14 protein-coding genes are annotated in these 14,156 nt (G+C 61.3%); 11 read left to right on the top strand and 3 right to left on the bottom strand.

The genetic code is table 11. The annotated features are described in order from the left end of the window. The first annotated feature begins 54 nt into the window (after window positions 1–54). Window positions 55–3,210, top strand: a complete 3,156-nt coding sequence (locus PMI02_RS04645) for an autotransporter domain-containing protein (protein WP_007679460.1) — start codon at window positions 55–57, stop codon at window positions 3,208–3,210. 1,161 nt (window positions 3,211–4,371) lie between these two features. On the opposite strand, the gene PMI02_RS04640 is transcribed toward PMI02_RS04645, so the two are convergent. Further along, a complete protein-coding gene (locus PMI02_RS04640; protein ID WP_007679456.1) occupies window positions 4,372–4,974 on the bottom strand; it encodes a response regulator transcription factor in 603 nt (200 codons plus the stop codon). Continuing rightward, window positions 4,971–6,620 carry an ATP-binding protein gene (locus tag PMI02_RS04635; RefSeq protein ID WP_007679454.1) on the bottom strand — a complete coding sequence of 550 codons (1,650 nt, stop codon included), beginning with the start codon at window positions 6,618–6,620 and terminating at the stop codon, window positions 4,971–4,973. The genes PMI02_RS04640 and PMI02_RS04635 overlap by 4 nt, the downstream gene beginning before the upstream one ends. A 517-nt stretch (window positions 6,621–7,137) precedes the next feature. Between PMI02_RS04635 and PMI02_RS04630 the strand changes: the two genes are divergently transcribed. The 7 genes from PMI02_RS04630 (at window position 7,138) to PMI02_RS04600 (ending at window position 12,125) form a co-directional block, all read left to right on the top strand. Beyond that, a complete protein-coding gene (locus tag PMI02_RS04630) occupies window positions 7,138–7,770 on the top strand; it encodes a PilZ domain-containing protein (RefSeq protein ID WP_007679448.1) in 633 nt (210 codons plus the stop codon). Between the two features lie 302 nt (window positions 7,771–8,072). Beyond that, window positions 8,073–8,225: a hypothetical protein gene (locus tag PMI02_RS26940; protein ID WP_157222379.1), complete on the top strand. Its 153-nt coding sequence runs from the start codon at window positions 8,073–8,075 to the stop codon at window positions 8,223–8,225. A 713-nt stretch (window positions 8,226–8,938) separates the two neighbouring features. Then, window positions 8,939–9,292 (top strand): PRC-barrel domain-containing protein, encoded by a 354-nt coding sequence (locus PMI02_RS04620; protein WP_007679438.1) that lies wholly within the window; start codon window positions 8,939–8,941, stop codon window positions 9,290–9,292. Window positions 9,293–9,672: 380 nt separating this feature from the next. Beyond that, on the top strand, window positions 9,673–9,882 hold the full coding sequence (locus tag PMI02_RS04615; protein WP_157222378.1) for a hypothetical protein: 210 nt from the start codon (window positions 9,673–9,675) through the stop codon (window positions 9,880–9,882). Between the two features lie 106 nt (window positions 9,883–9,988). After that, window positions 9,989–10,456 (top strand): hypothetical protein, encoded by a 468-nt coding sequence (locus PMI02_RS04610; RefSeq protein WP_007679425.1) that lies wholly within the window; start codon window positions 9,989–9,991, stop codon window positions 10,454–10,456. Window positions 10,457–11,154: 698 nt separating this feature from the next. After that, window positions 11,155–11,526, top strand: a complete 372-nt coding sequence (locus PMI02_RS04605; RefSeq protein ID WP_007679422.1) for a thermonuclease family protein — start codon at window positions 11,155–11,157, stop codon at window positions 11,524–11,526. Between the two features lie 353 nt (window positions 11,527–11,879). Then, the gene (locus tag PMI02_RS04600) at window positions 11,880–12,125 is read left to right on the top strand and encodes a hypothetical protein (RefSeq protein WP_036502250.1); all 246 of its coding nucleotides are present in this window, start codon (window positions 11,880–11,882) and stop codon (window positions 12,123–12,125) included. 44 nt (window positions 12,126–12,169) lie between these two features. Here PMI02_RS04600 and PMI02_RS26930 read toward each other — a convergent pair whose 3' ends face one another. Further along, window positions 12,170–12,331, bottom strand: a complete 162-nt coding sequence (locus PMI02_RS26930; protein ID WP_007679421.1) for a hypothetical protein — start codon at window positions 12,329–12,331, stop codon at window positions 12,170–12,172. 343 nt (window positions 12,332–12,674) lie between these two features. Here PMI02_RS26930 and PMI02_RS04590 point away from each other — a divergent pair, with 343 nt between their 5' ends. The 3 genes from PMI02_RS04590 (at window position 12,675) to PMI02_RS04580 (ending at window position 13,995) form a co-directional block, all read left to right on the top strand. Continuing rightward, the gene (locus PMI02_RS04590) at window positions 12,675–12,905 is read left to right on the top strand and encodes a hypothetical protein (RefSeq protein WP_369751203.1); all 231 of its coding nucleotides are present in this window, start codon (window positions 12,675–12,677) and stop codon (window positions 12,903–12,905) included. 2 nt (window positions 12,906–12,907) lie between these two features. Beyond that, window positions 12,908–13,150 (top strand): hypothetical protein, encoded by a 243-nt coding sequence (locus tag PMI02_RS04585; protein ID WP_157222376.1) that lies wholly within the window; start codon window positions 12,908–12,910, stop codon window positions 13,148–13,150. A gap of 635 nt (window positions 13,151–13,785) precedes the next feature. Beyond that, the gene (locus tag PMI02_RS04580; protein WP_007679412.1) at window positions 13,786–13,995 is read left to right on the top strand and encodes a hypothetical protein; all 210 of its coding nucleotides are present in this window, start codon (window positions 13,786–13,788) and stop codon (window positions 13,993–13,995) included. Window positions 13,996–14,156 lie beyond the last annotated feature (161 nt).

Below are 14,156 nucleotides of genomic sequence, written 5' to 3'. Positions count from 1 at the left end.
GGCACCGCGCCGCACCGACAAATCACAGCTACCAACCCTTCGGGACGTAAAAACATGTCTTCGCTGCATACCACCTCCAGTCTGGGCGCGATGGTGCTCGCCTTGGTTTCCGCCCCGGTCCTTGCCGACACGACCGTATCGACGGACACCGTGACCCCGCTCACCACGTCGAGCGCGGGCAACGTGACGGTCAAGAGCGCCGGGACCCTCGCGGTCGCGAGCGGCAACGCCATCACCGTCGACAGCGCCTCGACCGTGACGATGAACGGGACGATCGAAGTGGGCGGCGCTTCCAATGCCTCGGCGATCGGCGTCGCCGCCGGCACGGACTCGACCGTCAATATCGGCGAAGATGCGGTGATCACGGTGCTCGAAGACTATACCGTCGACGATGACGACAGCGACGGCATCGTCACGAGCGGCATCGCTTCGGCCAGCAACCGCGCCGGCATCCACGTCGCGGGTGACGCCTCCGGGACCATCCTCAACGAAGGCGCGATCACGGTAGAGGGCCAGAACTCGGGCGGCATCGTGCTCGATGGAGACTGGACCGGCTCGATCACCAATACCGGCTCGATCAGCGTGATTGGCGATAACGCGGTCGGTATCTCGACCAAGGGCGTGAACGGCGACCTGACGGTGAAGGGCTCCGTCGCAGTGGTCGGTTACGGTGCCAGCGCGGTCAGCGTCGCCGGTGACGTATCCGGCGATTTTACCATTCAGGGCTCGGTGACCAAGAGCTATACCTTCACCAACGACGACGGCGACGCGGTGGTACTCTCCCGCGCCGCCCTGCGTACCGGCACCGCGGCGGTCTCGGTCGCCGGCAACGTCGCGGGCGGCATCTACATCGCCGCGCCGCCGATCGACGACGGGTCGGACTCGGACGACATCGACGGCGACGGGGTCGATGACAGCGACGAAGGCACCGGCATCGTCACCACTTACGGTAACGGCCCGGCGATCCAGGTGGGCGGTATGAGCGACATCACCGTGGGATCGGTGACCGGCAACGCAGGCGCTTACTCGCTTGCCATCGACGGCACCGTCACCGCCAATTCGTACTACAGCAATACCAATGCCTACGGCGTCGTCATCGGCGGCCAGGGCGGCAACGTCACGCTGGCCGAGGGCATCGGGGTGACGGGCACGCTGTCCGCCACGTCCTACGACACCTCGGCGACCGCGTTGCTGATCAACCAGGCCAGCATAGTCACCAGCCTCTACAACAGCGGGTTGATCAGCGCCGCGCTGACCTCGCCGGGCGAAGGAACCACGGTCGCCATCCAGGACTTGTCCGGCACGCTTAGTTCGGTCGTGAACACTGGTTACATCACCGCCAGCGGATCGAGCACCGACAGCCGCACCGCGCTCGACCTCTCGGCCAACACCACCGGCATCACCCTGACCCAGTACCTCAACGACGACGATGCGGAGACCCGCGCTGATTACGTCGAGGACAACGACGAGGACGATCCGACGGTCTACGCCCAGATCACCGGCGACATCCTAATGGGTTCAGGGAACGACAGCATCACGTCCTCGACCGGCGGCATTGCCGGCGACACCTGGTTCGGCGCGGGCGAGGACAGCCTGACGCTGTCCGACGACGCCACCTACACCGGCGACGTGCACTTCGGCACGGGCCTTGCCGCCGCCAGCCTGTCGGGCGGATCCATTTTTTCGGGCACGATGGACTTCGCCGGCGAGTCGGGGACGGTGACGGTCAACGACAGCGCCGTCTATTCAGGCCAGCTCACCGATGCCGCCAATGTGGCGGTCACAGTCAACGGCGGTACACTGATCCCCGACGAGACGGCGACGGTCAGCTTCGGTAGCCTTCATGTCGTCTCCGGGGGCACGATCGGCGTCTATGTCGACGGCGCCGAAAGCTCGACTTTCGTGGTGGGCAGCGCCGCGCTGGAGGACGGCGCCAGCGTGAGCGCGACGGTGAGCAGCCTCGCGACGGCCGAGGGCACCTACACGGTGCTGACCTCGGACAACCTGACTATCGAGGGTTCGCTGGCCTCGTCGGTCGATACACCTTTCATCTACAACGGCTCGGTCAGCAGCGACGACAGCAACATCTACCTGACCCTGGCCCGCAAGACGACGGGCGAGCTGGGGCTGAACAAGGCGCAAGGCGCGGCGTGGGATGCGGTTTACGCGACCTCGCAGAACGACGACTACATGAACGCCAGCCTGCTGCAGGTCGAGGATTCGGCCACCTTGCGCGGGCAGGTTGGATCGCTGCTGCCCGACCATGCCGGCGGCGTGTTCAAGGCCGCCGGCATGGCCGACCGCCTCGCGGCACGGCACATCAGCGACGAGACCTCAATGTTCGAGATATCCGACATCGGCGGCTGGCTGGAGCCGGTCTACTGGCGCGCCAGCAAGGACGCAACCGGGACGGCGGGCTACAAGGCCAGCGGCTGGGGCCTGTCGGCGGGCGCCGAGCGGCGCACTGATCTCGGTTATTTCGGGGTGTCCTATGCATGGATGAAGGGCAACGTGAAGGATAACGGCGGTACCGGCGACCTCGACATCGGCCAGCATGACGTCGGCCTGTTCTGGCGCACGGCGAAGGGCCCGCTGATGGCTTGGGCGCGCATCGGCGCGTCGCGGATCTCGATCGATTCCACGCGTACCTATACCGGCACCGTAAGCGACACAGACTACACCTACGATGCCGATGGCAGTTGGAAGGGCTGGCTGTTCTCGGGCCTGCTCGGTGCGTCGTACAAGTTCGACATGTCACGCCGCTTCAGCCTCAAGCCGAAGGTGGAACTGGAGCAGATGTGGCTGAAGGAGGACGGCTACGACGAAACCGCCGATAGCGACGCCGTCGCCCTTACGGTCGCCAGCCGCACCAGCAAGGCGCTAACGGCAACTCCGACGGTGACTGCCTCCTATTCGCTCGGCGCGATCTCTCCCGACTGGCGCCCATTGACCCTATCCGTGGAGGGTGGCCGCCGAGAAGTGCTGACCGGAAAACTCGGCAGTACAACGGCATTCTTCAATGGCGGCGACAGTTACGATGCGGGCGAGGCTTTCACCATCGCGGGGGATAGCCTGAAGGGCGCTTGGGTGGGCGAAGTGAGCGTTCTTGCCGGTGGTTATGATTTCACCTGGAAGATTGCCGCGCGCACGGAGCGCAGCAGCACCGGCTCGGACGATTCACTCCGCGCTTCCCTGAGCGTGGCGTTCTGAACACTAGCGAGGGTCACGGGCCGGCAGAGCAAACAGGGCACGCGGCGGACCAACGGCTCATAGGGTCCAATGCCGGCCCGAGGATCATTTACAGGTATGAACGGCCATCTCAGACGGAGGACTTTATTGCCTTGCACACTCTTCGGCCATAGTGGCATGGACTAGCTTCCAGTGAACGCCTTGCTGCGCAAAAGACCGAAAATCCGGCGTTTTGCAAGGCCGCCCTGCTCGTACTGATTGTCAACGTGCATCCCCGAAAGTGTGCAGCAACGTATCGCGCATTTGGTTGCCTCCTTGCTGCCATATTGTTGGTGATTGAAATAGCCGACCTTTTTCAGTCATTTCAATTCTAAGGGTATCCAAGACCCTGCTCGGTATTTCGGATTTTCGATCAGTATGGCGGGGCGGGACAATTTGGCATTCTGGCGCAGACTGGACTGCGGCGGAAGCCAACAAAAGTCCCGAGGTCAGTGTCATTGGAAATTCATACCACTATCCTTCGGTGCGAGTTGGTTGAAACGCCCTCAAAAGATCGCGGCCCGGCTGTCGCTGTCCAACCCGAAAACGCCAATCCTCGCTCTTCGAATCGCGGTGCGACAAGTTTGTGACGAGCACGCAAGGTGCGGAGAAACGCGGCCCGACTTGCAAAGGCCCTCTACTCGAGAGCGAGACCTGGGCCTACGTCAAAAATATCGTTGCCACCCCTAGGCCTGAACTGCGGCACCGCCAGTTGTCAGTTGATCGAGCGGGGCCTCCAACTAGAATTTGCTTAGTAGAAGGAGGACGGAGCCGGAAACCCTAGCTAGCCATCTCCCTTCGGGCGGCGCAGGCAGCCCGTGGATTCTAGGAGATCGTCCTCGCTGACGCCTCGGCGGCCGCCGAGCATTCGCATGGGGCCCGTAGCCAATCTGCCACGCTCTCAGCCCAGCGATGTACGTGAAGGCGAGAGCAATGGGATCGATGCGACCTTGCGCCATTCGCAGACACAGCAAGATCGGGCCTGTATAAATGAATTGCGATGGACCGGCGGAAGCGGCTTGCCTCCACCGGTCAGTCTAAGCCGTCCGTTATGAACGGTCCGGCCCTCGGGTCGCGCGTGTGGTTTGCGCGAACTATTGCAACGCGTCGATCCGGGAAATTTCCGGGGTCACCCGATCGCATTCAGATCGCCTCGCCCCGGCTAAGGCTGACAAGCTGAGCCAGGCCGTTGGTGCGCGTCTTAGCGACGATCGCGGCGCGGTGATCCTCCACGGTCCGCGCGGAAATGGCGAGTCGCTCGGCGATATCCTTATTGGAGTGGCCGCGTACCAGCAGGTCGAAAACTTCGCGCTCGCGGCGGGTAAAGGCGTCGGTGACGGCAGTGATGCGCCGTTTGCGAAGCGACCAGGCCAGGCCCTCCGCGACGGCGGCGATCAGGCGCGTCTCGTCGATGGGTTTCTCTAGGTAGTCGAGGCCGCCGTGGCGGCGCACCGCGTCGACGGCATGGGCAGTGGTGGGCCATGCGGTCATGAACACCAGCGCCACCGCCGGGTATCTGGCGCGAAGTGCGTCAGCGAAGGCGAAGCCATCCATCTGGCCCATCTGGATGTCGCTGACCACGCAACCGAAGGGCTCAGAGGAAGCGGGATCGGCCAGCGCGGCGAGCATGCTTTGGGGCGCGGTGAAGGCGTGCGCGGCGATGCCGTTGCGGCAAAGCAGGCGGGCGACGGTGCCGGCAAGATCTGCGTCGTCGTCGAGAACGGCGACGGGCGCGTTCTGGGTCATGCGAAAGCTCCAGTAAGAAGTGGAAGCGAGATGATGAAGCGCACCAGACCCGCTTCATCGCGTCGCGTGAGGGTGCCGCCATGCGCCTCGACGATGGTGCGCGCGATGACGAGGCCCACCCCCATTCCGGCACCTATCCCGGTGCCCGTCCCGCCGGGGAAGGTGCCGGGCGCGGCCGGTGCCGGGTTGGAGACCTCGATCGCCACCTCATCGGCGTGCGGGATGACAGCGACGCGCACGACCTGCCCCGGGCTAGCGGCGAGCGCGTTGCGCAAGAGGTTGACTAACGCCTGTGTCAGCTCGATTTCCTGGACCTGCACAACAAGGTCGGCAGCGACGGGGACGCAATCTACACTTCCACCGGCGACGCGCGCTTCGGGAGCGACGATCTGGCAGGCAGTCAGTACCAGCACTTCGACGGGCAGGGGCGAGGGCTCGTCAACGTCGCGCCCGCCGAAGCGGCGCAGCCGACGCACGAGGTCGGACAAAGCGCGTGCTTTGCGATCGACCAGCGTAGCGCTGGCGACGGTGTCCGCATCGAGATGCCTGGTTACGGTCTTGAGGTGCGCTGCCTCTATGGCGAGAGTGGAAAGAGGCTGGCTGATTTCGTGGATTACTGCCACCGACATCGCGCGGAGGGTCTTGAGGCGCTCGGCTTGGAAGAGCAGGCGATTGCGCCTCTCGAGGAGAGCGCGCGATGTTTTCTGCGCGTCGGAGAAGCTGCCCGCCAGCCAGGTGACAAGGACTACAGCGGCAAGGCCCAGGTGCAGCTCGAGCCGCCTGTCGTCGGCCAGAGAACCGGCTGAGTACGGCAGGAACACGCAGACTTGCGCGCAAATCGCGAACCACGCGGCGGTGCGGCCGTGGCGAAGCCCAATCCACGCGCCGCCCAGCAGGCTCGGGATCGGCTGCGCTCCCAGCCCTGCGCGCCACAGGGCGATCGTTAGCATCAAGCACAGCGCGAAGACGAGCGCGTCCTCCGCCAGCGGGCGCAGGTGTGGGCTCGGGTTGAAGGCGGAAAGGCGCAGCGCCGGAATGCCTTCGAGCACGGTGCAGAGCCAAAGCAGCAGCGGCGCAAACACGAGTATGCCGAGCAAATCGCCCACGGCCAGTCCGGTTAGCGAGATCGCGACGTCCACGCCGCTACGATAGTAGCTGGCGTCGGAGGGCAGCCATGCCTCGAATGGCACTACCATCACGGCGTTGAAAGTCGGCGCGGCGACGGCGGCCAGGCCCAGCATCATCGGCGGCAGCGCCAGCGCGTCGCTGCGGCTCCGGGCCAGACGGCGCACCGCCGCTATCGCCAGCCCGCAAGTGAGGCCCGGACGTATAGCGCCAGTGATAGCTTGCACCGCCGCCGGGCCAGACGACGGGATAAGGCCGACAAAGCCGTCGCTGATGACCTCGGTCAGGATGAGCCACGGGGTCATGCGCGCCCCGCGGCTCCACAGCAGGGCGAAGCGCAGTCCAGCGGCAGGATACCACAACGAAAAGAACCCGGCCCCGGCCCACGGCCGTGCGGCCCAGTGTAGCAGCGCGAAGCAGAGGGGATAGATGGCGAGCAGCACCGCGTCCTCGCGGCGGAGCGCCATGGCACGCAAGGCGGCACTAGTTCGGGAAATGGCAGCGGCGTCTGGGACGGTCATCGCACCAGCTCTGGCCTGTCCGGCGGGGTGACGTAACCCGGAAATTTCACGGGAGCGTCCGGTCCGCCTGAATCAGACCCGCGAGAAAGGGCGGCCGATCTGAGGCGAAGCAGAGGTCGGAGGCTGCGTGTCGGGGCGCCGATCCTATGGCCGTAAATGATATGAGCTTAAGTGGCCCGCATTACGGCGCGACAACGACGTGGGGTACCAAGTCTGTGGCGCCGCTCAAGCTTGCGCGTAGATGGGATGCACCTAACCGGGAATTTCCCGGATAACAAAACATGACTGTTACGGTCAGAAGGATGAAGTAGACGGTATCGTCGCCTCAAATTAGAGGATAACGTCAGGCAGTTTTTGAGCCACACCATAATGATCATTTCTGTGGGTACCCTCGGGCTTGTTCCGCCCTGGAGAACAAGTCCGACTTGGCCGGCGGGCGTCTCAAATTAAGCCCGTCGGTCTTGGGTACGATCACGGACTTTTGCGATCAATTTTTCTCGCCTAAGAAAAGGCAATGATGGATATGCCGGATGCAGATCTTGATCAGGATGCTTGGCAGGCCTCGCTCATGCGCGTTGCGAAGCTAATTTGTGACCGAGGCGAATATCTCTGCATTATCTTAAAAGTTCGTGCTTCCGGGGTCAAGTTGAGGCTTTTCAATGATCTAAAGCTCGATGGAGAGATGTTGCTCGAGGCGGGCATCGGACAGACCTTACGTGTCAGTTTCTTGCACGCCGATGCCTCTGGCGTGACCTTCACTTGTGAGGAGGCCATCGATGTTGCGCAATTTGTCGCGGAGCCAAGCGTCTCTCGGAAGCGCCCGGTAAGAGTATGCTTACGGCACCCCGCCAGCGTTGTGTTTCGAAAGCGCGAATTTAGCGCTGAAATCGTCAATCTTTCATGCCGCGGAATATGTATCGAAACATCGGCATCGTTCTATGTCGGTGAGCGTACGCGGCTTAGCGCCAGGCTTTTACCTGACTTCGACGCTACAGTGCGCTGGAAAATTGGAAACAGGTGTGGTCTAGAATTCGACAACGCGTTGAGCCTCGCTGTCTTTGCGGACCGGACCAGCGCGATTCAGATTCTCGCTCATGCAAATGCTCAGGCGGTTGGTGATAATGACGAGGTGCAGGAATATACTTTTTGAATGCGGGGGCGAACGCATCGTAGCCCCCGTCAACGCTGCCGCGTCAGCAGCAAAGGCGATCGATCCATCATCGCCGCGATCCGCTTCTGCGCCTTCATGGCCTAGCGCCCGGATCGGGTTCGTTTTCCGTTGAGCGATCCGCGCAGCGAACCGACTGAACAGCTTGGGCCAACGGCACAAGATGGCACGAGCCAGTCAACAGTCCACATGATCACCCAGGGCGGGCTGTTTCCCTCTCTGTGCGGAGCTGCCAAAAAGCGTTCTGGCGAGTTTCGAGCTTCCCACGCGAGGGAAAGCGTCACATGTCCGACCTGCAGGCAGTTGCTGGCCTCACCGCCGTCATCCTAAGATTGCCTGAGTTCCATGCGCCTGTTGTGGAAAGGGATCACGCGGCGATGCTTGGTTTCCTGCAGTCACTTCAAAGGGGCAGGAACACGGCCCACCGTGCAGATTGAGCTCGATGTAGACAATCCAGCGGGCGGGACAGCCAAAACCACTTTCGGGAATGTCTTGCAAATTCGGTTTAAGGTTGACGGCATCATCGCCATGAGGGACGCCGCCGCGGCGGCTAAGGGCGCGTGTTTCTGTGCAGGAGCAGTTAGGCTTGCCGAGCCATCCCTCGAAGCCTTGACCGGTGGGCAGCAGTCGTCGCGGTCGCCGCGGTCGTGCTTTTCGAATTGGCCGGACTTCCAGCCCGGCACTTTCAGCACTTAGGCCTGAGTCGGATTTTTTTCTAATTGTCTTGGGGAGAACCTGAGATGCCGATCGTGATAATTCGGGTTCGGACTGGCGGCTGGCATGATGAACGCGGCGCGTCCGGCGGTGCAACTGGGCGGCCGTAGCCGTAGTGATCGTTGAAAATCACACCTTAGCGGGCGAGACGGCTGATGTTGGTAGTCTTGCCCATCAAGCCGTGGGCAAATGCCGGACGTTGTCACCCCTAGCGATGAGGATGTTGTGTTTTTCATTAGGGATCGTTGATAATCCGCTGAGTTAGGGTGGCTTGGGGGGCACGCTAATGGATGCGGAGGCGGCTCTTATCGGGTAACGCGCAGGATGGCCAAGTCTTGGCTGAGATGCACTTGGCAGAATGCCTCCGTTCACCCTTAGCGATGTCGCCGTGAACTCACGCGCGAACCAAGCGTTATGGATGCCAAGGAGAAAAGCAGTGCCTGAGCGCGAAATTGATATGACCGGGGTTGACGCCCCTATTGAGACCGTCGGTGATGCCGAGCTGATCGCATCTGATCGGGTTGAAGGCACTGCAGTGTATGGTCCGAACGGCGAAAAGATAGGTCATGTTCACAATTTCATGGTGAACAAACGAACCGGCCGGGTTGCGCATGTCATCATCTCTGATGGCGGCTTTTTCGGATTGGGAGGGTCGCATTTCATCCGCGCGCCGTGGGCAGAGCTCGCATATAATTCGAACCACGGCGGCTACGTTTCGCAAATCACGAAGTCGATAATGAGCGAGCAAGGACGCCCCTCTGCCGACGAAGTCGAGATGACGATTTGGTGAGGGGAAGGCAGTTGCTGAGCTAGTATTCCAGCTCTGTCTAAGATCGCGAATGATCATTTTGAATACCTGTCTGCGTTCGGCCTTTGCGTCGAAGGCATTCGAGCAGCTCCACTCTGGGCGCATTTCTGGCCGCAGCCGGAAGTTGCTTTTCTCTCGGTGTCCCATAGGAATACGAGCCTATGCGATAAGTCTGATGGTTTTCATCCACACCTTTTTATCTGTTCGTAGCTGATCCCAGCCGACGCTCGTTACCCTGAATTTCGTAAGCTATCTGAAGTTGTGGCAAACGGGCAGCTGACGCGTCGCTGTTCGAGCGTCGCTGCCGAAAGGTCACTGACGCGCTTGGGCGGAAGGCCATGCTTACGAGGAAGCGGCGGAGCTTGGCCGATGCGGCGGGACGGAGAACCGCGGTGGTAGGAACGGTCATTCCCGCCGTCCTGATTGAAGGGCGGTGGCAGGAATATGGGAACAGCTACGCTCCCCCGATTGAGCTTTGCAGCGGTCATGACCCGTTTGTCTTACCCCTTGGAAACAAAGAGAATGGTCCGCTCTTCGACGACGTCGAGCACAAGGGTCTGCCGGAGATCTGAGTCACATAGCCCCTATCCGCGCGCCATGTATCCGGTTAGTGCCGTACTTATTGGTTCATTCTGGGCTGACGTTAGATCCGGCGCAAGGCGCCGGTAGGAGCAGACTATGGACTTTTTCACGGACCTTGAAGGCAATTCATACCCGATACGGCTCATAGAGGGAGTGTCGGCGACCCATGATCGCGTGTTTTTGCGCAGTGGCGACGGCGAGGCGTTCAACGTCGCCATTAATCCGGTAATTGCGAAGGGAATCCTGTTTTCCGATCGGGTCATTGTTCCGGCTCACCGTGGCTACGAGGTGCTGTCGTTCTATTATGAAGCTGACGCCCCTGAAGCCGATAAGCCGTTCATAGAAGCTGAGCCCATCATAGCGTGGGCAACAGCGCCGTTTGGCGAGCTGTTACCAGTTACGACAGACCCCGATTTCGATTTGCTCGAAGATCATCAAGCGATTTTGGAGCCGGCTGGCCGAGTTCGCTCCCTGGAAGGTTGGTATGCGAACAAGGATGAATGGAGCGGCTTTATGAAGGCTCAGGCCGATCAGGGGTTCGAGGACGATAGCAAACTGGGCTGAAGGCGATCCGGATTAAACGCAGATCGAACGCGTGGGTGAAGTGCGCCATCGATCCATCCGCGCTGCACTCCTCGCCGTAAATGCTGACGCAACGATTAAAGATCTTTAATCCCGGCGGCATAGACAAATCTTAAGAACAGCCCGCATAGCTTTCTCGCGACTCGGAGGGACGTATGCGGGCGTTATTCGGCATATTTCTATTTTCTGTACTACTCGTTTTCAGCGGTGGGGCTCATGCTGCGCAGGTTTCGGCTAATTCCTTGAACTGCCGGTCCCGGCCCGACGCCAGCGCGCCGGTGGCGGCCAAACTCGCGCGCGGCCGGCACGTTGAAGTGAGCGAGGCCGGTGGTGGCTGGTCTCACTTGGTTTCGCCAAACTGCTGGGTAGTGGCGCGCTACCTGATTGCCGATAGCGCTGGCCACGTACCATCGCGTCCAAGCAACTATGCCAACTCGACCCGTCAGTCCTACGGGTCGCCCAGCTACCTTTCGTCGACCAAGAAATATTCCGCTGCTCGGAAGTCGAGCATGTCGTCGCGCAGCAATCGATCTTCGTCGCGTCGCCGCAGCGGGGCCGGCGGATCATATGGCGGCACCTGCCCGTGCAGCGGAGGGAACGTTTGCATCGGTCCGCGCGGGGGCCGATACTGTATCACCAGCGGCGGCAACAAGCGCTACGGCGTCTGAAGGTAGCTCGATATGTCTTTCCTTCTCGCCGCGGCCGCCGGGCTATGCATCGCGTCCGTCCACGACGGTGACACCATTCGCCTCTGCGATGGCGAGCGCGTTCGCCTCGCTGGGATAGACGCGCCCGAGGTCAATGGCTCGCTGAGGTGTGCGCTAATCGAGCGATCGCGACTGGCGAGCTCTAAAAACCCGGCCTGGTGCGATTACACAGCTGGGAATGCGAGCAGAGACCATCTCAAAGCTTTCCTCGGCTCGGGGCGCGTCAGCATCGAACGAGTGGGCACTGATAAAGACGGATGGACGCTCGCCCATCTTTATGTCCGCGACGAGGATGCCGGCGATTACCTGGTGGCGTGGGAGTTGGCTCGGCCCTTGGTAGAGTAGTCGCGGAGAGATACCGCGATTACATCCTATTGAGAGGAGGATGATGTGCCCCCGCCATTCCGCTTTTTTCTGGCTATGCCCTTCTTGCTGGCCGCTACTTTGCTTGCCATTCCAAGCTCGCTTTGCATGTACATGGCAAAGCTGATCGAGGGTCAAAGCTGACCTCAGCGGCAAGAAGACAAGGGCCCGGGTCTGCTGGTGCAGATCCTGGGCAATTACAGGTACCACGAATGGTCCCTTCGGGTCGTGAGCGGAACGTAATCTGTGGCGCAGCTGATTCGCAACCGGGGGCTACGCCCTACCTCCTTCGGAGCAGAGGTTTGCGGAACAGCGGATCCTCGTAGCCTCCGAGAATGGCCGAAACCGGAACCTTCCGCTCCGCTTCCGAAGACGAGGTGATCGTCGCGCTGGATGGCGCCTCGTTCGGTAACTGGCCACAGGACCTAGCCGGGCTGAGCGAGTGCTTCAACCGCATGATTGACCACAAGCTCGGTGAGACGGCCGGCGACAGCATAATAAGGCCGAGGTTGCGCAACCGGTGCAATGATCAGCCAGCGAAAGCCCGCCGCAGCACGCCGAGAGATGCCCGCCCGAAGTAGCGCACGGCCCTGGGGCATTAGGGCCCAGCCTTATTCCATGGCCGCTAATCATCGTCCTTGTTCGACGATGATTGGGTCAGCCACATGGCGTCCGCCATCTCCTCGACGAGACCCTCCTCGTCATTCGCGGTGCAGATGCGGCTTCGGTTGGGAGCGTCGTCATCCATCCGCCGCGACTTTGCCCACCGATCGATGAGGATCTGCATTTCCCGGCTCCGGACGTCATCGACCATGTCATGTGGCGGCGTCTTCGTTAGCGCTTCCCAATACCGCTCGACCCGGAAGCCCTCAGCGATCTTGCTAAGGGTGAGCCAGGATAGAACCACCCGCACAGCCGGGGTGGGGATGATCGGCTTATCCTTCGCGGCCTCGCGGGCAGCATCTCAATCGTGTGTCGGATCATTTGGTTGGGAAGAGGGTGCGGGAAGCGCCATTACCACTCCATATCGGTTGCAGAACGAAAGTGGAACAGATAGGTTGGTTTCAACATCGCAATGGAGTGATTCTCGCATGCCACCGTTCTCAAGATTGAGCATAAACGAGCTGCGCGTGAACTTCGAAGATTCACCAGCCGAGCCCGTGCCCTTCGGCCGCTGGGTATTGCAGCAGATCGACCGCGGCGGCTTTATCGGCGAGCTGGCGAAGGCGGCGAAGATCGACCGGGCCTTCCCGAAGGATGGCAGTCCAGAGGCAGTACGCAAGCGCCTGAGCGAGCAAGGCGCCGACCCCGACATGCATGAAGCGCTGGACGATGCCGAGCTGGATTGGAAGGCTAGCTGATGATGGATCATGAACTGGCCGACCATGCCGAGCGCCTTCATGGCCTGGCGGCTTCGCGGACCGGTACCCGCGACGATCTGATCCGGCTGCGCGACATTATGCCAAGCGTGCTTGAGCGGTTCCGGGCCCAGATCAAGACAACCGACGAGATCGTGACCCTCTCGGAAATTAGGGTCGAAGACTTTCCGCAGCTCGCCACAAGCCTAGGCATAGAGCCCTCCAACGCTGTGGCGCGCAACCCGTAGGCGCGAAGACGCCCCATGCGTTTCCCCGACGCATCCTGAGCCGCTGCGCACCCTCGCAGCGGCCTTTTCTTTAGCCGGAGGGCTGTCAGTTCATGTCTCGCGGCCTCTCGAGAAGGCCTTAGGCTGCCGCGGTGGAAGCCAGACAGGATCATGACGTCGTCCAGGTCCTGCGGCGTTTCCTGGATGACCGTCAGCCAGACGCCCGCATGGTTCGGTATCAGGTTGATCCTCACATCGTCGCTCGGAAAAGCCGAAGGATCGAACTCCATCATCTCACGAGACCCTTGCTCGAAATCGAGCAGTTTGCGCTGAATGTGAACCTGCGTGGCGACAGCGTACCTCAAAATGGCGGTGTCGGGGAAGGGCCTGTCGTGGGATTGGAGGCCGCGCGGTTACGGCAGGGTCGATCTCGACACCGTGCAGGTCGTGAAGGACAAATGAGCCTTCTCAGAATCAGACTTGCAAGACATGGTGCAACGGGTCGGGGCCGAGGCGGGTGAGGGACTGATGCTCAAGCATTCTAATGCACCCTATCGACAAAAATCGTGCACGCGCTTGGCAGAAGGTGAAGCTCGAGAACTCCGGCAAGTGGGCGCGGCGCCCTATCGCCGCTTATAGATCGGAGTAAGTCGGTGATGGCCAATTCAAGTCCCGAGCACGAGCGGAACACGGCTATCTATGTCGCTGTCGTCGATGGTGCGACTTTCGGCGATCTCGCTGAGCGGTACGGCATCAGCAAGGTTCGGGTGCAGAAAGCTTACGCCCGCGAGCGCACGAACGCCTGGGAGGCGCGTAGCCGCGGCCATACCACCTACCTCGACCGGCCCATCCCTGAGGACGTTTGACCCGTATCCCCACCCGGGCACGAGCAGAATGCCGAGAAAGTGACTCTGAGGGGAGAAATGCAGCAGAAGAGCACCAGGCAGCGCCGTGGCTCGACGATCAAGTTCACTGGCGCCGTGACCGCGAAGTGCGATTCACGATGCGCGACGGCCGAGACATGCGG

Source organism: Novosphingobium sp. AP12 (genome assembly GCF_000281975.1).
GTDB lineage: Bacteria > Pseudomonadota > Alphaproteobacteria > Sphingomonadales > Sphingomonadaceae > Novosphingobium.
Note: the sequence above shows the minus strand (reverse complement) of the source record. Positions and strands in the feature narration are given on the sequence as shown.